Source organism: Planctomicrobium mucosum (assembly GCF_051466335.1).
In the GTDB taxonomy this organism is placed as follows: domain Bacteria; phylum Planctomycetota; class Planctomycetia; order Planctomycetales; family Planctomycetaceae; genus Planctomicrobium.
Window position 1 is genome coordinate 2,406,798 of the sequence record NZ_CP195793.1, and the last position, 16,220, is coordinate 2,423,017.

A 16,220-nucleotide genomic window follows, 5' to 3' on the forward strand; every position below is an offset into this window, starting at 1 on the left:
GTCACAGTGAACGAGCGACGGAATCGGGACTGCGAGTTGGCGCAGCGTCCCCGAGTAGGACTGTGACAGCCTCTTGCAGGAGTTATTTTTTCTTCAATGAGATACGCACGATTTCCTTGTCGTTGCGGGCGATGCAGCAGCCATTGGAAAACGCTGGCGCACTCCAGACGACAGAGCGGCCAAACGCTTCTCCTGTCGGCTCAAGAGCGTGAAATCGGCCGATTTCTTCGTACTTCTCACGAGTCAGATTGGCGAGAATCAAATCCCCTGTTTCACTAAAGAGGATGAAACGATTCTGATTGGCAACAATGAACACTGTTCCGTGGCTGGCTCGGCGGGTCCCGGTCGTGGGTTCGAACGTTTCCCAGAGAACCGACCCATCTTTGACGTCGACCGCACGCAGGCCTCCTGTTTTGCAGTCGCTCCCGAAGATCACATCGTCCTTCAGGAATGGCGTGCTGTTCGCGCAGGCAACACCCGATTTGGTCGTTCCCAGCCAGATTTCCTCCAGGCCGCGGCGTTCCTCTTTGAGTTTGTATAAACCTCCCGCTGGCCCGATGGCACTCGCGAAAAGGTGCTCTCCGTACAATCTCGGTCCCATGATGGACATTCCGAACGCGGCTTCGATTGGGTGGTCCCAATAGAGATCGCCTGTCAGCGGATTGAGGCTACTGAGCTTTTCTGCATCCCAGATCAGCAACTGATCGACGCCCTGAGCGTGGATCAGAGTTGGAGGAGCGTACCCCTGCTCTTTGGCGGAGATTGCTTTCCATTTTTCATCCCCGGAGTGTTTGTCGAAGGCAACCACTACACTTCCGTCCCCACCCACGACCGAAATCAGTAGATCCCCATAAACGAGTGGATGAGACGAGATGCCCCAAATGGGAATGACAGTCTGATATTCCTGCTGAAAATCCTTTTTCCAAATGACCTTGCCGGTTGCCGCTTCGAGGCACAGCAGATTCCCTTCGGCGCCAAGTGAATAAACGCGATCCCCATCAACCGTCGGTGTGCAACGCGGTCCGGCTGGATAGGAGATTTCATAAGGGCGATCGTACGAGTGCTCCCAAAGAGTCTCGCCAGTCTCTTCGGAAAGACACAGAATGCGTTCTGTTCCCTGAAGCACTGCACGTGTGTTCGGATCGTTCTTGAGTTCACCACCGACGAGTTGGTAATCCATCACGAAGATGCGACCATCAGCAACTGCAGGTCCACCGTAGCCTCCGTGAATCGGTTTTCTCCAAAGGACATCGAGGCCCCCTTCGGGAATCGAATCGACAAGTCCTTCTTCTCTCCAGATGTTGTCCCGCTGCGCTCCCATCCATTGAGGCCAGTCTTCCGCCAAAGCGGAGTGGGTGATGAGGACGAGGCTGAACAGACAGGTCAGTCCGACGACAATATTCATTGGAGCCTTCCCTGCGGCAGATTCAAAAGAAGGAAAGAAGGGCCGAAATGACATTCATGTGATGGAATTTCGGTTCATCCCTGATCAGAATGAACAATTGTAGGCGAGGTGGAGAAGTTCGCTACTGAAATTGAGCTTCTGTCACCGTTCCCCGCCTGAGCAACCGCATTTTTGTCGGTGACCCAATCCAATTTCAGAACAATCTGCCCGATCCCATCGAAAATCGGGTTTCAAGCGTTTTATAGACAATTTCATGAGTGATTCTCCGTGGTACAAGGATGGTTTACAGTTTTCATGCACTCAGTGCGGTAATTGCTGCACTGGATCTGCGGGTTACGTCTGGGTGACCGACGAGGAGGTCCGCAAGATTGCAGACTATCTCGACAAACCGATCGGCGAAGTGCGACTTCTGCACACTCGGCCGGCACGCGGAAAAGTTTCGTTGAACGAGTATGGGAACGGCGACTGCATTTACTTCGACCCCAACGGGCGAGGATGCACCATTTATCCAGTCCGACCTCAGCAATGTAGAACATGGCCATTCTGGCCGGGCAATGTCGAATCACCAGAAGCCTGGAAAGAGACTGGAAGGTCGTGTCCCGGAGTGGGGCGCAATCAACTCGTCACATTGGATGAGATTAACGTCCGGCTTTCGAATTCCGGTGTCTAGGGCGGTCGAAACCCAGCTGATCTTTGGTGGTTTGGCACCGAGCGAGTGACGACGAGGCTGAACAAGAACGTATCAAAGGCTTGAGAATCTCAATTCGGAGTCCATCATGTTGCGTCTCGCTACTTTGTTATTCCTGTCGCTGGTCTCGCTGCCGCTCTTTGCTCAGGAAGAAGAACAGCCTGCCCCACGACCCGCGCCGAAGGTTCCCGCAAGTGCGGTTCCTCTCAATAAACAGGAGACTATTCTTCTCGATAAAGAAAAGAAAACCATACTGCTCAAGTCCACCGTCTGTTTGCGGGAAGGCGTTCTGGAGATGTTGGTCTGCCCGAAGCAGACGAAGGAGCACGAATCCATCTTCACGCTGGATGGAAAAGCACAGGTTGTTCATGCTGGTCTTCTGGCAGCGGGGGCAGAGCCTGGACATCCAGCACGCTTCAGTCCGGAGTTCGTCAAAGCCGCGGGAACCAAAATCGACATCTTCGTAAACTGGATTGATGACGAAGGAAAGCCGCAACGGACGAATGCTCAAGAATGGGTTCGCCATGCAACTCAGCGATACTTCGAAGCTCCGCTGGAGTTTGTCCCGGAAGGGGTTCGACTCGCAGAAGGAAACGATGCCATTCGCTACGACGATGTCAACAAAGAACTGCTGTTCTTCGGTCCGATGACACCTGAATTGAAAGAGAAATTTCTGGGCATGAGCAAAGACGCTTCCTACCAGAAAGCGATCGAATCCCTCGCCAAACAGGGGGAATTCAAGAAGATCGAAGCCGATTTTGTATTCGCGGGGAGCGGATTCTTGGACCGGGGTGACGGCGCCCAGGTCTACGCTGCGGAGGGGGGAAGTCTCATCTGTGTTGCGAACTTTGGCGATGCGCTGATTGATGTGAATATCAAGAGTTCAGCCAGCAACGATGCCGGACTGCTCTTCGAACCTTGGACAGAACGAGTCCCTCCTGCGGGGACCGAAGTCTTACTCGAACTCGTTCCAGTTCCGGAAGCGAAAGGTCAGGATTCGGAAACGAAGTAGGTCAATGGCTGCTGAGATCGGAGCGCAATCTTCACGACTCATCCAGAGACAGCGATGACAATGATGACAATAAAAAAGCGGACGCCGGCTGGGCGTCCGCTTTTTTATTTGTGCGAGCATCTTTGAGTCGATTTCCGCTGGAGTCGTTGGGGATGTTGTCCCGAGCAAGTGCAGCTTTGTTCGACTCAAAAATCGATGCGAACCAAACAATCGTCTAGAACTCGAATTTCTCTTCCTTCGAAACATCAGCTCCGAACGATTTACGGAATGCTTCTGCAGCAGCTTCGATCGTTTTCTGCGGTCCGGTCAGCTTCATGGAATAGTTTCCAGAATCTGTGGAAAGCAAAACGGCGAACATGCGATAACCGGGAGTTGGGATTGTCTTCTGGCGAACTGGGGGACCATCTGGTTTGTTATATGTCCCCGAGACATCGACGATCACATAGGTCCCCTGCTCTGTTTTTCCCTGATTCACGACAGCCGAGCGACCTTCAGTTGCGAACTGATTGATCCAGCGTTTGACGTTTTCAGAAGCCGATCCACCGAATGGAGGAAAGACAGCCAGTTCACCTGATTCAGAATCTCCCTCCGCTGCAGGGATCTCGTATTGCGCGAGGCGTAATTGGGAGGATGTTGCTTTCTTTGCCCAGGTCTTCGGAAGTTCGAGTTTGAAGTCTTTGGCTTCGAGAACCTGCGTCTCCGGAGCATCATCTGCCACGGACACAGAATGACCAGCGAGAAGCAATCCAGCTGTGAGGACGAGGCTGAAGGCACGAATCAACATGTGACCCCCTGTGCGGTGTATTGGTGCGGTCTTCTGGACTTGTCTTGAAACGAGTCCGGTGAGCATGACATGACAATACTCTATTGTCTGTGATCTGCTTGAACATTGCAAATGCGAGGAATTCAAGATCGATCATGGAGACATTGGTGATTTAAAGCGAAATGTCGATTCTCTGCATCAGATTCTTCGTTCCACCTGCTGCATCTGCGATTTCGCGCAGCGTCTTTCCAAAATCGGGATGACAAAAGTCAGGCATTAATTCGCAGAGCGGGACCGCGACAAACGGGCGCTGAGTAATCTCCGGATCGGGAATTCGCAAACCCTCGTCATCGATCGAGAGGTGGTCGTATATCGAGAGGTCCAAATCGATTGTGCGAGCAGCGTTTTTGTTGAGTGGATCTCGAACTCTCGCTAATTGAGCCTCAATTTGTCGCAGGTGAAATCGGAGTTCCTGCGGAGAACTCGCGGTCTTTAAGAGGACCGCTGCATTGCAGAAATCTGCTTGATTCAGGTCGCCCACCGGAGCGGATTGCCAGACGAGTGACTTCGCAAGGATCTCACCAAATGCTGCGAGAAGTTCGACCGCACGCGGCAGGTAGTGCTCTGGCCGAATGTTCGAACCCAAAGAGATAAACGCAAGTTGAAAACGTGAGTCCAGAATGATCTCCCGTTCATCAGGAATTTCGACGCTCGATTACGACACCCACGCTGCGGGAGAACCGCAGTGCTCCCGGCTTTTCCAGCGACACCTGAACTGCACTGGCACCAGGCGCTTTCAGGCAGGTTTGCGCGACTTCCTCAGCCAATCTCTCGATGAGGAGAAACTCTGAGGTTTCCACCAGTTGAATGATCTGTTTGCAGACGGTTCTGTAGTTCAATGCATCGTCGATGTCATCGCTCTTCCCCGCTGCCCTCAAATCCGTCTCGATCCGAATGTTCAGCAGGACATCCTGTCTGTTCACTCGTTCTTCAGGATTGATCCCAACGATAGTTCGCAGCAACAGATCTTTGATCTCAATGTAGTCGGCCATACGTGAATTCTGGGATTCTCTGCTGCGATTTCCAAGTGGTTGATGCAGAAGGATTTCAATTTCCTGACGACTTTAAACTGGAATGTCATGCGATGGAGGTCGAAACACGTTCAGCGGATTTACTGACTATTCCAGATTGAAGTGCTATCACCCCATTATCGCTCGTTTCTGCCGGGAACTCCCAACTCCTCCCCGCCGGTGACATGGAGAATCTCTCCTGTCACAAAGACCGATTCGAGCAGGTACATGACGGCCCTGCAAATCTCCTGCGGGTTGCCTGTTCGTCGCAGCGGGTTCTTGTGGGCTCGATCCTGAAACGAATGCTCACTTTCGCCGGGAGGGGGCAAGATCGGCCCCGGAGCAATCGCATTGACCCGAATATTCGGGCCGAGTTCTTGTGCCAGAAGCTTTGTTTGAGCAATCAATCCCGCTTTTGAGATGGTATAGGCAGCATGTCCTGGGACTGGACGTTCTCCCCGCCAGTCGACAATGTTGACGATATGGCCGGATTTCCCGCTGCGCATCTGCCCCGAGAGTTGTTGCGACAGGAAAAATGGGGATTGCAGATTGATGGCAATGTGCCTGTTCCAGTTCTCTTCATCCGTCGATTGCAGCGATCCCGCCTCAAAAATCGCAGCACTGTTGATCAGGATTTGCACCTCGCCCAGTGTGTTATTGGCCGTTTCGAAGATCTTCCGGGCGGCCTGAACAGGTTGGGTGAGGTCGGCGGAAACCGTCACGGATTGCACACCGAGTTCGCGAATCTTCGTTTCCGTTTCTGCTGCTTCCGTCGCAGATGTCCCGTAATGAAGGCAAATATTCACCCCACGCTGAGCAAGTGCAAGTGCGATCTCTCGTCCAATTCGCACGGCGCCGCCGGTGACAATCGCTGAACAACCCGCCAAAATCATATCGTGACCTTATCAGTATCGAGGGAGTGTCACGGTACCACATTCGAGCGAGGAACAAGATGCCGAAACCGAAAAACTCGCCAGAGAATGATGGTACCTCGAATAGATCGCCGAGACGCATTGCCTTCTGTATCACGGACTTAGATTCTGGAGGCGCTGAACGGGCTATGGTTCAGATTGTCACCCGGCTTGATCGGAAGAACTGGGATCCAATCGTCCTGTGTCTGGGGCCGGAAGCGGTTCTTGCTCCAGTTCTCCGCGAGCAAGGAATTCCCACTCAATGTTATGGGGCCAGAAGTTGGCGGGATCTGGGGGCCATCTTTTGGCTCAGACGCCAACTGAAACTGTTTCAGCCAGCAATTTTGCAGTGCTTCCTGTTTCATGCGAACATCATTGGACGAATCGCCGGCAAGCTGGGAGGTGTCCCTGTCGTCGTAGCAGGGCACCGGGTCGCAGAGAAAGATAAAAAATGGCATTTGTCGTTTGAGAAATGGACCGGTTCGTTGGTGACTCATCACCTCTGCGTGAGTTCAGGAGTAGCAAACTTCCTCTCAAGTGAACTGGGAATATCCCCCTCAAAAATGACCGTCATCCCAAACGGTGTCGAGCAGATCCCTCCCCAGCCAGACGACGTCGATTTGCGACGTGAGTTCGGTTTCCCACAAGATGCTCAGGTCGTGCTCGCAGTCGGGAGGCTGCATCCGCAGAAAGGGTTTCTGAATCTCCTTGACTCATTCTCGGTGGTGTCCCGGTCTCGTCCAGAATCACGATGCCTGATTGTTGGCGAGGGACCGCAACGTCCACTTCTCGAACAAAGGATCAGGGAACTTGGTTTAGGCGAGGTAGCGAGACTGGCTGGGATACGAGGGGATGTTCAATCGCTGATGCGTCAGTCGACGCTTCTGGCGGTGACATCTCTCTGGGAAGGAATGCCGAACGTGGTGTTGGAGGCAATGGCGAACCGGTTGCCTGTCGTTACGACCAACGTCGAAGGGATTGCTGAACTGATCGAGGACCATCACAGCGGAATCATCGTAAGTCCATTTACGACAGACGATTTCAGTCAGGCAATGCTGGAGATTGTCGACTCGCCGGAGTTCGGGAATTCGCTGGGTCGAATGGCGCAAGAACTTGTTGCTAAAGAGTTTAGTTGGGATTCAGTCGTCGGGGGATACGAATCGACCTACGCTCGACTGATCGATTGAACAGGAGTGCGTGGATCAAGAACTGGATGTTGGGCAGCGTGCCGATTGGCATCGAAATTGGATAAAAATTTCAATCCCAATACCAGACGCAAGCTACGTCATTCGAGTGTTACAGAACTCATAATCCTACGTCGCATCATCTTGACGTGAACTGGAATTTCAGTACCTTTTGGAGCGATGTGGGGATCTTTGGGGAAAAGTGGGACAGATCCGCTACACCTCGTTTCGGACCACGTGACTCACGCCTAGGGATCCCGGGCATGGCCTTGACAGGTACTCACGTCCGTACACTCGACGACAAGAGTCGTCTTGCTGTCCCGAAAACTTTTCGGGATGCACTCTGTTCTGAGTCGTCAGAATTGGCGACAATCGTGGTTGCTCCAGAGACGGAGCAGGCACTTTCGTTGTTTTCAGTGTCCGAATTTCAGCGCCGCGCCGATGAGGTTCGGTGCTCTGCGAAGAATGGTCAAGATGCACGAACCTTTCTTCGCCTCTATTTCTCTCAGGCTGAAAGTCTGGAAATAGATAAGCAAGGTCGCGTTCGATTGCCCGAAAGATTAATAGAGTTTGCCGGTCTTCAGCAGGAAGTCGTCCTGCTGGGAGTTAGTGACCGGGTTGAGATTTGGGATCGTTCCCGGTGGGATCGATTCATGGCTGAGCATGTGCCATCATTCGATCGCATTGCTCAGAATTATTAGTCGCTGTTAGTTGATTCATTGTGAGTTCCGCTTGCTACCGGGCTTGCGGATTTGGCCACCACGACGGTTGCCCGATTTCAGGCAGTCTGCTTTTTGGCTCCTTACCAAAGCGGGACTGCCAACCTTTCGCCCCTTTCGCCCCGCACGGATGTGGAGCGGGGCGAAAGGTTTTATGAACTTCTCGTTTGTGCCTGGTTCGCACTTCAAGTTCATTCGGAACCAAGTCCCCTGCCCCGCGGTCTACGAGCGGTGTGGTCCGGGTTTCTAAGCCCAACGCTGAGCTCCACTGCCGTTATTGATCTGAGGAGCACCGGTTCAATTCATGGCGTCGGTCAGCCGCGTCAATCGTTTCGCCATTAGCTCAGTGTTCGCAGTTGAGCACGGCTGTGAAGCTGGATTGAAGTTGTCACGCGGTGCCAATTCATCGAGAGATTCATTGCGAAAAGCGTGGCATGTCACCAAAGCGAGGGGGAGGCAGAACGTCAGTGAATCGTAAATGGAATGGATTCGGTCGTCTGCTTACCCGTCAGATCATCGACAAGAATGATCTTGATCAGGTGTGGTCCCGGTGTGAGAGATGCCGGGAGATCGAGGCGATAGCTGTGGTAATAGTCAGTGCGTAGCGAGCGGCTGAAATCCTCGGTCGCATCGAATGTGTTTTGATCAACGAGTCGTTGTCCCTGACTCATGTCGTAGATTTCGATCGACGAGCGTAACCGCGTGTGGAAGTGCCCTTCCTCTGTTGGGACGCTCGTAAAATTGCGAATCTCAGCGTAGACCAGAACTGGCTGCCCTGCTTCGAATTCGTCTGACGGAAATGGTTCGTAGGTCCCAAATCCGGTGATTTCCTGGCAAAAAGCAGCACGGTTGATTCTTAGATTCGCAGCTTTTTGGAGTTGATAGGCCGCTGTCCGTAATTGAGAGACAGTTCGAGAGGCCCGTTCGGCTGGATCGTTTGCTCCACTTTCATCGAGGTAATTTGACAGCCCGATCATGACAGACGACCAGAATTCCTGTTCATCAGGCGATATTCCGGGGATCGGCTGCAACGATTTCTGTGGTTCATTTGTAACGATATAGAGCATCCGCAATGCGACCTGCTTCTTGACGTCTGATCGAGCTGAGTCGATAGTCTCTACTGGAGCCTGTGAGGCTTCCGCTTCCAGCAACGAAACCAGTTTGAGGATCTCGTCTTCCCATAACGCAGCCCCTGGAGTGACGCTCGACTTGGATGGCGTCGAGTTCATCGCGGTCTTCAACTGCGTTTCAGCGGCGTTGAAGTCGGGGGAAGTCGACCCGGTCGCAGAAGCGAGTTCTGTCGAATGGCTTGCACCGTCGTGCCGTCCGGAACGGATTTGTGGCAGACCCAAAAGGCTTCGTTCCCGGTCTTTGGGGGACGCTTGGCTTTCCCCATTCTCTGAGTGCGAATGCGACCACAGCCAATTTGGTTCTGAGAGGTTCTTCAACTTCTTCTGCCAAGGGGCGTTTTTTACAGTTTCCTTCGTCGTCGGTTCATCTGGAGTCACTGAAGGGGCTTCTTCATCTGACTCGCTGGATTCGGAGACGACGGGTTGTTGCAGTGAGGACAACGAATGCGAGGCTGGGATAATTTCCGGAATGAGGTCCTGCTCTGTGACAGGTTCCGGTTTCCCCATGCTGACCGCAGGGTGTCCCTGTTCGCGGCGAGCCAGCATTCGCCGCTCTTTCAGCAACTCAGGAACATCTTTTGTTGGTACTGTGTCCAGAAAAGCGATCCACTCATCGCGTTCAGCAGGTGGAGCATCTCGCAACTCGGTGGCAATCATCATTCTGGTTGCCGGATCGTGCTTGAGTGTGTTTCGTGAAGTCTCTGCCTGAACTTCAGTCCGCTGGTGTGAAACGGGGGGCGATTCGGCCTGATCAACGGGGGTTTGCGCGACTTCCGGTGGCGATTCTCTCTGTTCGAACTCAGAATCATTTTCTTGCTCGAGATCGAATTCGTCAGATTGCTCAGTCTGTTTCCCGAGCCCAGCGTGACGCAAGGGGTTTTTGAAAAATGCAGACGGCGACCCCAAACTGGCGCACCCGGTGAGGCAAAGCGTCAGTAAAAGCAAAGCAATTTGTCGCGGCCTCAGGGCCATGATCACAACTTTGGGGTGGAATCCGAAGTGGGGGGAGGACGCACAGGAAGCGAAAGGTCACTTCAATGCATTGAATCTGGAAATCGTTGGGAGGTGGGGTGTCAGGTCGACGAAAAACTCTCGGAGGTGGCCCGCAAAGTAAGAATGATCGCTCATTGAGGCAAGATCAGTTTGCTCTTGGTCGAACATGCGATCGCGCCTTCTGTTGGGAGTGAGTTTCCCAGAGGTCGATCAAGGTGAGTTTTTCGTGTCTTAAGTTTATTTTATGTAGTTGTTTGCGTCTGATTTATGTGTCGAGTTTGCAACGTTGTGACATCGCACCCGGATACAATGGATGGAATGCTCGTGTATCTGGCAGTTGCACGTGGATGCCCTGAAGAAAATTGGTTGTCGTTTTTTGCGGAACTGCAATCGTTCCAGTACATTGGGAGATTCACGTCAGCCTGCACCTGTTTATCTCCGGGGACGAAGTCAAATCAGCCAGAAGAAGCATCAACCTGCTCTGTTCAACCTCCCGCCTGCCTTAAGTGAATGGGAACAGGCCGCTGAGAACGATCGTCTCGTTGCCCATGTTGTCTTCAATCGACCGCTGGACCCCGTGTATTCCTACTGGGTTCCGGAACACTTGCGAGAGGTGATTGTTCCCGGTCAACGGGTGCGGGTCCCCTTCGGCCGGGGCGACACGATCACCCCCGGTTATTGCGTCGCTGTGACGAATGATCCACCACAGCACAAACGTCTCAAATCGATTCATGAAGTCGTGGGGCGTGAGCCACTCCTCCCACAGTCCATGCTCGACCTGACAAAATGGATCAGCGAACGCTACCTGTGCAGTTGGGGACAAGTACTCGAAACCGTGATCCCCGCGGGAGTGAAAAAGCAGGCTGGGACGCGAGAGATCCTGATGTTCGAGTTGGCTCCAGATTTGGATCTGGCGAAAACCAAGCTCTCCGCGAAGCAGCGGGCGATCGTCGACATTCTCGTTCAGCACAAGCAGCCGCTCCCTGTTGATCGCATTTCAGAACTTGCTCAGTGTGGAAGCTCACCGATTGACACGCTTCGTAAGAAAGGGATTCTCATTCCCATTCGTCAGCGAAGTCGCGTGGTAGAGGCGGATCAGGCTGAAGTCGCAAAGCAGGTCGATTTGCAGCTAAATCAGGAGCAACAAACCTGTCTGAACACCATCCTGGATGTCATTCGGGATCAGCGTCATGAAACGATGTTGCTTTACGGGGTGACAGGTAGCGGGAAGACAGAAGTTTACATTCAGGCCATCCGGGAAGTGGTCAGCTATGGCCGACAGGCGATCGTGCTGGTTCCGGAAATCAGTCTGACTCCTCAAACAATCCGAAGATTTCGAGCACGGTTCGATTCTGTCGCTGTGCTTCACAGTCATCTTTCAGATGCAGACCGGCATTGGCACTGGCAACAGATCGCTGAGGGGAAAGTTCAGGTCGTCGTCGGGGCGCGAAGTGCGATTTTTGCACCTGTTCCTCATCTGGGGCTCATCATTATCGATGAGGAACACGAAACGACTTTCAAGCAGCATTCCACTCCGCGTTATCACGCTCGGGAAGTGGCACGCGAGCGGGCTCGGCGAGCGAATGTTCCGCTCATTCTCGGGTCCGCCACTCCAACGCTGGAATCTCTCGTTCGGACGCAAGAGGGGAAAGATACGCTTCTGACCATGCGGAAGCGGGTGGAACTCCGTCCCCTGCCCCCCGTGACAGTGGTTGATATTCGAAACGATCCGTATATCAGTAAGCGTCACGCGATCGGCAGAGCGCTCGCCAATTCCATTCACCGTGCGATTCAGGACCAAGGTCAGGTGATATTGTTCTTGAATCTGCGAGGTTACGCCCCCGTGCTGTGGTGCCCACGTTGTCAGGGAATCCGTTGTCCTGACTGTGACGTCACCTTGACCTGGCATAAGGATATTAGCAAGCTCCTTTGCCATAGCTGTGATTATTCAATCGATCCACCACAGGTTTGCCCGCAGTGCAATCTGCCCGGGTTACGATACTTGGGGAGTGGGACTCAGCGACTCGAAGAGGAAATTCGCTCGAAGTTCCCGGACGCACGACTGCTGCGGATGGATAGTGACTCCATGAGGAAGCCGGGGAGTCACGATGTTGCGCTCGAGCGATTCCGGCATGGACAGGTCGACATTCTGCTGGGCACTCAGATGATTGCGAAGGGGCTCGACTTTCCAAATGTCACACTCGTCGGAGTGATTGACGCGGACTCATTGCTGCACCAGCCAGACCTGCGCTCGGCGGAGCGGACGTTTCAGCTCATCTCACAGGTGGCGGGACGGACGGGTCGTGGAGAGCGCGAAGGCCGCGTACTCGTTCAAACGATGTCCCCGGACGAACCAGTCATCCAGTTTGCCGCGCGGCATGATTTCGACAGCTTCGCAAAATCGGAGTTGGACAACCGTCGCCGCCTGAAGGCGCCCCCTTATGCTGCGATGTCTCGAGTGATCTTCCGCTCGTTGACAGAAGAATTAGTTGCTTCGGAGTCTAAGCGGATTGCAGCGATTTTGCGGGATGCAGCGACATCAGTCCCCCTCCCCGTGCGGATTCTAGGTCCGGCTCCTGCACTGATGATGCGACTTCGGAAGTATTTTCGCTACCACCTGCAAATGACAGCCGAAACTCCCGAAGCAATTGAGGAATTGTGGAAAGAAACTTCTCATCGTTTTGGGATGCACGCCGATGTCGAATTAACAATTGATGTGGATCCAATTGACCTGCGTTAACGAGATGCGATGATCAGGTTTCTGAGATTTAGTTCTGATGGCACGTTACCGCTCTTGTTGAATTGAAAGCACCGACTGATTTTGTGAGAGAATTACTCGCTTCTGGATGATTTTTCTAAACGGAGAGTCTGGAATTTATCTGGAGAACGTTGTTTCAAGGAACAAACGAATTCGGTAAGAGGATTCAGCGGTGATTGACGTTGGGAATTCACGGCAAACTTGACCCTGCATCCGCGGGATTCCTAGACTCAAGGTTATTATTTGCGGAAGCAAACTGATTTATCACTTAAGTTAATGGCAAAAAAGAAGAGCGACAGTTGCGAGCAATCATCAGTGACATACACGGCAATCTAGAAGCTCTGGAAGCGGTCTTAGCCGATATCGACAGCCAAGGGATCACCCAGATCTATTGCCTGGGCGATGTCGTTGGTTATGGACCGAATCCACGTGAGTGCATCGATCTCGTGATGCATCGTTGCCAGGTGACGATTCTTGGGAACCACGATCAGGCTGCTCTTTTTGATCCGGAAGGGTTCAACCAAGGGGCGGAGCGCGCGATTTTCTGGACGCGAAACATGCTGGAATCGGGCGATTCCGCACAGAACGAGCGCCGCTGGGAGTTCATTGGAAATCTTCCCCGAATGCACCGTGAAGATCGCCTGCTATTTGTTCATGGATCTGCTCGCAATCCATTGAATGAATACGTCTTTCCTGAGGATGTGTACAACCAGCGAAAGATGGAGCGAATTTTCGGATTAGTGGACGCCTATTGCTTTCAGGGTCACACTCACATCCCCGGAGTCTTTACTGAAGACTACGGTTTCCATCATCCGCATGAGCTCGGCTTTCAACTCAAGATGGAAGACCAGAAAACGCTGGTCAATGTCGGCTCTGTCGGGCAGCCGCGAGATGGCGATTCGCGGTCGTCGTACGTTGTCATCGACGATAATACGGTTCATTTCAAGAGAGTCGAATACGATCTCGAGAAGACGATTGCCAAAATCTACGCAATTCAGGACCTCGACAATTTCCTCGGGGATCGCCTGCGGGACGGTCGCTGATCTTCTCTTCACGATCCAGACTGTGAGAAAACCCGCGAAGTCTTCTGCCCGGGTTGCATTGTGACAAGAACAGGATCTCGTACAATCATTCACAAGTCCTCAGTTTTCAGGCACTGAAATGATGGACGTGGTGAGGTGCGGGTCCTGATTCGGTTAGGATTCGTGCTTACCGAGAAATGAGTCACTCTGTCTATCAACAGACTGGTGAAGCCTTGTCCTCCTGTGTCTGAAGCTGTCCGACTGCCGGCCAGCAGGTGGAAAGAGATCCTCGAGTCGCGGTTCCGATTTCTTGTTTTGAATTGGTCCAGTCTCGGAAATAACAAAAGCCGCGGGCAGTCGGTATCAGAATGGAAAGGGATGGATCGCTGGTCGCGCTTCATCAATTCGTGGATGGACCAACGTCGTCAGTTTCTCTCTGCACTCGTCGCAGTCACCCTGTTCGTTGCCTGGATGGGACTGGCGCCAATCCTCTTCCCTGATTTCTTCCCCGTAAAAGATCCAGCGAAAGCTAAGGCCAATCAGCAGGCTGCAAATCCAGCAGCTGTTGAAGAGGGCGAGGCGAAAGCTGTCGCAGAAACCGCTCCAGCGAGTGAAACACCAGCGCCCGCCGTTGAAGAGAAACTCGCCGATTTCCCTGAGAAGCAGATCATTATCGGAGAGGCAGGTTTCGATGGCGGGTATCTGCTGAAAGCCGAGATTGATTCCAAAGGTGCAGGCTTAAGAGCTGTCTGGCTGACAGATCCGCGGTACACAACAGAAGATCGCAAAGCCCAGCTGCAGCTTGTGGGAAGTGACGAGCAACGCAATGTCGGCGGCAAAGTTGTTCCGCTCACGTTCGAGACTTCTGTCGCTCACATCGATCAGATGCTGGAAGAAAAAGGACTGAGCCTGACCTCAGAGAATTGGGAAGTTGTGAAACAGGACGCTTCCAGCGTCACGCTCCGTTACCCTTCTCCCAAAGGGGATCTGGAAGTTCTAAAAACGTTTACCATTCCTCAGGTAGACACAAAAACCCGTGATACGAATGTTGCGGGCTATCTGATGGATATTTCCATCGAAATCCGGAACCTGACCGCAGCAGGAGTCGAAACGAAATATCTGCTGCAGGGACCTGTCGGAATTCCATTGGAAAACGCCGACAACTCTCAGATCTACCGAGAGATTAAACTCGGAACTCTGGAGAACCCCCGCTATCCAGAGAAAGTCACTTCCACGAGCATGCTCGCTGCTGCCCTCGTGAAAGCCTACGACAAGTCTCAGCAGGCAAACGGTAAAGCAATCTCAGATTGGCGCGCGCCAGTCCATTACGCCGGAATTGATGAGCAATTCTTCGCTGCGTTTGTACTCCCGCAAGGGAATCAGATGGGTAAAGAGGATGCCAACGGCAACCCGGCGTCGTTGATCAACGCAACGCGTCCTCAGTTGTTGTACCTCAATCGAAAAAATACCGGGCACAGTAATCTGTCTGTGCAGTTTGAATCGCCGAGCTTGAAAATCCCGGCCAATGGCGAAATCAAGAACGACTATCAGGCGTACTTCGGGCCGAAACGCCCTGCCCTGATGAACGCAATTAAAGCGGAATCCACCATCCAGCTCGGCTGGTTCGGTGCCGTCGCCAAGTTGATGTTGATGATCCTCGGCTTCTTCCATTCAACATTGCAGTTGCCGTACGCTCTCGCGATTATCGCCCTCACGATCGTGGTCCGTTCTGCAATGATTCCACTGTCGAAGAAACAGGCGATCGAAGCAGAGAAAATGCGAATCTTCGCTCCGAAGCTGAAGGAAATTCAGGAACGCTATAAGAACCAACCAGAAGAATTTGCCAAGGCTTATCGCGAATTCCAGCGGAAGCACAACTACCAGCCACTGATGGGCTGCTTGCCGGCACTCATTCAGCTCCCGATTTTCCTGGGGCTGTATAGCTGCCTGTCACACGCCGTCGACCTGCGACTCGCAAAGTTCCTCTGGATCGACAATCTGGCTGCCCCTGATGCGCTGTTTGCACTCCCATTCACAGTTCCATTTTTTGGGTGGACCGAATTCAATCTCTTACCGTTCGTTACGGTTGCTTTGTTCGTCGTTCAGCAGAAACTCTTTACTCCTCCGCCAACATCGGATGAGCAGGCGCTGCAGTACAAGATGATGAACTACATGATGATCTTCATCGGATTTGCTTTCTATCGCGTCCCGGCAGGACTTTGCGTTTACTTCATTGCATCGAGCTTGTGGGGAATTGCGGAACGCCTGCTCCTGAAGAAGAGTATCGCGAAGCATCAATTGGCGATTGCCGAATCAGCAGCGGAAACGGGAATCGACGCTCCTGCTGGTAACGCCAAACCAGAGATCATCGACGCAAAGGTGAGCGATAAGCCACGTGCTCCGACCTGGTGGGACAAGATCCGAGAAGCAGCGGATCAGGCGAATAAGGCGACGAACGCCCAGACCACTCAGGCATCGCAACGGAAGTTCAGCAAGGATAAGGGAGGTAAAGGTCCCGGTTCACGCCGATAGCCTCTCAAGGCTGACCGTTACCCTCCAGGAGCG

Annotated in this window: 13 protein-coding genes; 7 read left to right on the top strand and 6 right to left on the bottom strand. The window is 52.9% G+C overall.

The window, feature by feature from the left end; genetic code table 11:
* Window positions 1-82: 82 nt before the first annotated feature.
* The gene (locus SH668x_RS09750; protein ID WP_437184864.1) at window positions 83-1,405 is read right to left on the bottom strand and encodes a PQQ-binding-like beta-propeller repeat protein; all 1,323 of its coding nucleotides are present in this window, start codon (window positions 1,403-1,405) and stop codon (window positions 83-85) included.
* A 253-nt stretch (window positions 1,406-1,658) separates the two neighbouring features.
* Between SH668x_RS09750 and SH668x_RS09755 the strand changes: the two genes are divergently transcribed.
* Both SH668x_RS09755 and SH668x_RS09760 read left to right on the top strand, forming a co-directional pair.
* The gene (locus SH668x_RS09755) at window positions 1,659-2,075 is read left to right on the top strand and encodes a YkgJ family cysteine cluster protein (RefSeq protein WP_437184865.1); all 417 of its coding nucleotides are present in this window, start codon (window positions 1,659-1,661) and stop codon (window positions 2,073-2,075) included.
* Between the two features lie 106 nt (window positions 2,076-2,181).
* Window positions 2,182-3,105, top strand: coding sequence for a YdjY domain-containing protein (locus SH668x_RS09760; protein WP_437184866.1), 924 nt, complete (start codon window positions 2,182-2,184; stop codon window positions 3,103-3,105).
* 214 nt (window positions 3,106-3,319) lie between these two features.
* On the opposite strand, the gene SH668x_RS09765 is transcribed toward SH668x_RS09760, so the two are convergent.
* The 4 genes from SH668x_RS09765 to SH668x_RS09780 all read right to left on the bottom strand — a co-directional run bounded on the left by SH668x_RS09765 (window position 3,320) and on the right by SH668x_RS09780 (window position 5,831).
* On the bottom strand, window positions 3,320-3,889 hold the full coding sequence (locus SH668x_RS09765) for a hypothetical protein (RefSeq protein ID WP_437184867.1): 570 nt from the start codon (window positions 3,887-3,889) through the stop codon (window positions 3,320-3,322).
* A gap of 151 nt (window positions 3,890-4,040) precedes the next feature.
* The gene (folK, locus tag SH668x_RS09770; protein ID WP_437184868.1) at window positions 4,041-4,514 is read right to left on the bottom strand and encodes a 2-amino-4-hydroxy-6-hydroxymethyldihydropteridine diphosphokinase; all 474 of its coding nucleotides are present in this window, start codon (window positions 4,512-4,514) and stop codon (window positions 4,041-4,043) included.
* Window positions 4,515-4,563: 49 nt separating this feature from the next.
* Window positions 4,564-4,920, bottom strand: coding sequence for a dihydroneopterin aldolase (gene folB, locus SH668x_RS09775; protein WP_437184869.1), 357 nt, complete (start codon window positions 4,918-4,920; stop codon window positions 4,564-4,566).
* Between the two features lie 155 nt (window positions 4,921-5,075).
* Window positions 5,076-5,831, bottom strand: coding sequence for an SDR family oxidoreductase (locus SH668x_RS09780; RefSeq protein WP_437184870.1), 756 nt, complete (start codon window positions 5,829-5,831; stop codon window positions 5,076-5,078).
* A gap of 59 nt (window positions 5,832-5,890) precedes the next feature.
* On the opposite strand from SH668x_RS09780, the gene SH668x_RS09785 reads away from it, so the two are divergent.
* Window positions 5,891-7,036 (top strand): glycosyltransferase, encoded by a 1,146-nt coding sequence (locus SH668x_RS09785; protein ID WP_437184871.1) that lies wholly within the window; start codon window positions 5,891-5,893, stop codon window positions 7,034-7,036.
* Between the two features lie 260 nt (window positions 7,037-7,296).
* A complete protein-coding gene (gene mraZ / locus SH668x_RS09790; RefSeq protein WP_437184872.1) occupies window positions 7,297-7,734 on the top strand; it encodes a division/cell wall cluster transcriptional repressor MraZ in 438 nt (145 codons plus the stop codon).
* Window positions 7,735-8,216: 482 nt separating this feature from the next.
* On the opposite strand, the gene SH668x_RS09795 is transcribed toward mraZ, so the two are convergent.
* Window positions 8,217-9,542, bottom strand: coding sequence for a hypothetical protein (locus tag SH668x_RS09795; protein WP_437184873.1), 1,326 nt, complete (start codon window positions 9,540-9,542; stop codon window positions 8,217-8,219).
* A 646-nt stretch (window positions 9,543-10,188) separates the two neighbouring features.
* Here SH668x_RS09795 and priA point away from each other — a divergent pair.
* The 3 genes from priA to yidC all read left to right on the top strand — a co-directional run bounded on the left by priA (window position 10,189) and on the right by yidC (window position 16,187).
* Complete coding sequence (priA, locus tag SH668x_RS09800; RefSeq protein WP_437184874.1) at window positions 10,189-12,615, top strand: replication restart helicase PriA; 2,427 nt, start codon at window positions 10,189-10,191, stop codon at window positions 12,613-12,615.
* Between the two features lie 317 nt (window positions 12,616-12,932).
* Window positions 12,933-13,676, top strand: a complete 744-nt coding sequence (locus SH668x_RS09805) for a metallophosphoesterase family protein (protein ID WP_437184875.1) — start codon at window positions 12,933-12,935, stop codon at window positions 13,674-13,676.
* A 357-nt stretch (window positions 13,677-14,033) separates the two neighbouring features.
* Window positions 14,034-16,187, top strand: coding sequence for a membrane protein insertase YidC (gene yidC, locus SH668x_RS09810; RefSeq protein ID WP_437184876.1), 2,154 nt, complete (start codon window positions 14,034-14,036; stop codon window positions 16,185-16,187).
* Window positions 16,188-16,220 lie beyond the last annotated feature (33 nt).

Bases quoted from the DNA above. Each gene is read 5' to 3' on its own strand.
- SH668x_RS09750 (WP_437184864.1), bottom strand. From the start codon at position 1,405: ATGAATATTGTCGTCGGACTGACCTGTCTGTTCAGCCTCGTCCTCATC.
- SH668x_RS09755 (WP_437184865.1), top strand. From the start codon at position 1,659: ATGAGTGATTCTCCGTGGTACAAGGATGGTTTACAGTTTTCATGCACT.
- SH668x_RS09760 (WP_437184866.1), top strand. From the start codon at position 2,182: ATGTTGCGTCTCGCTACTTTGTTATTCCTGTCGCTGGTCTCGCTGCCG.
- SH668x_RS09765 (WP_437184867.1), bottom strand. From the start codon at position 3,889: ATGTTGATTCGTGCCTTCAGCCTCGTCCTCACAGCTGGATTGCTTCTC.
- folB (WP_437184869.1), bottom strand. From the start codon at position 4,920: ATGGCCGACTACATTGAGATCAAAGATCTGTTGCTGCGAACTATCGTT.
- SH668x_RS09780 (WP_437184870.1), bottom strand. From the start codon at position 5,831: ATGATTTTGGCGGGTTGTTCAGCGATTGTCACCGGCGGCGCCGTGCGA.
- SH668x_RS09785 (WP_437184871.1), top strand. From the start codon at position 5,891: ATGCCGAAACCGAAAAACTCGCCAGAGAATGATGGTACCTCGAATAGA.
- mraZ (WP_437184872.1), top strand. From the start codon at position 7,297: ATGGCCTTGACAGGTACTCACGTCCGTACACTCGACGACAAGAGTCGT.
- SH668x_RS09795 (WP_437184873.1), bottom strand. From the start codon at position 9,542: ATGATGATTGCCACCGAGTTGCGAGATGCTCCACCTGCTGAACGCGAT.
- priA (WP_437184874.1), top strand. From the start codon at position 10,189: ATGGAATGCTCGTGTATCTGGCAGTTGCACGTGGATGCCCTGAAGAAA.
- yidC (WP_437184876.1), top strand. From the start codon at position 14,034: ATGGATCGCTGGTCGCGCTTCATCAATTCGTGGATGGACCAACGTCGT.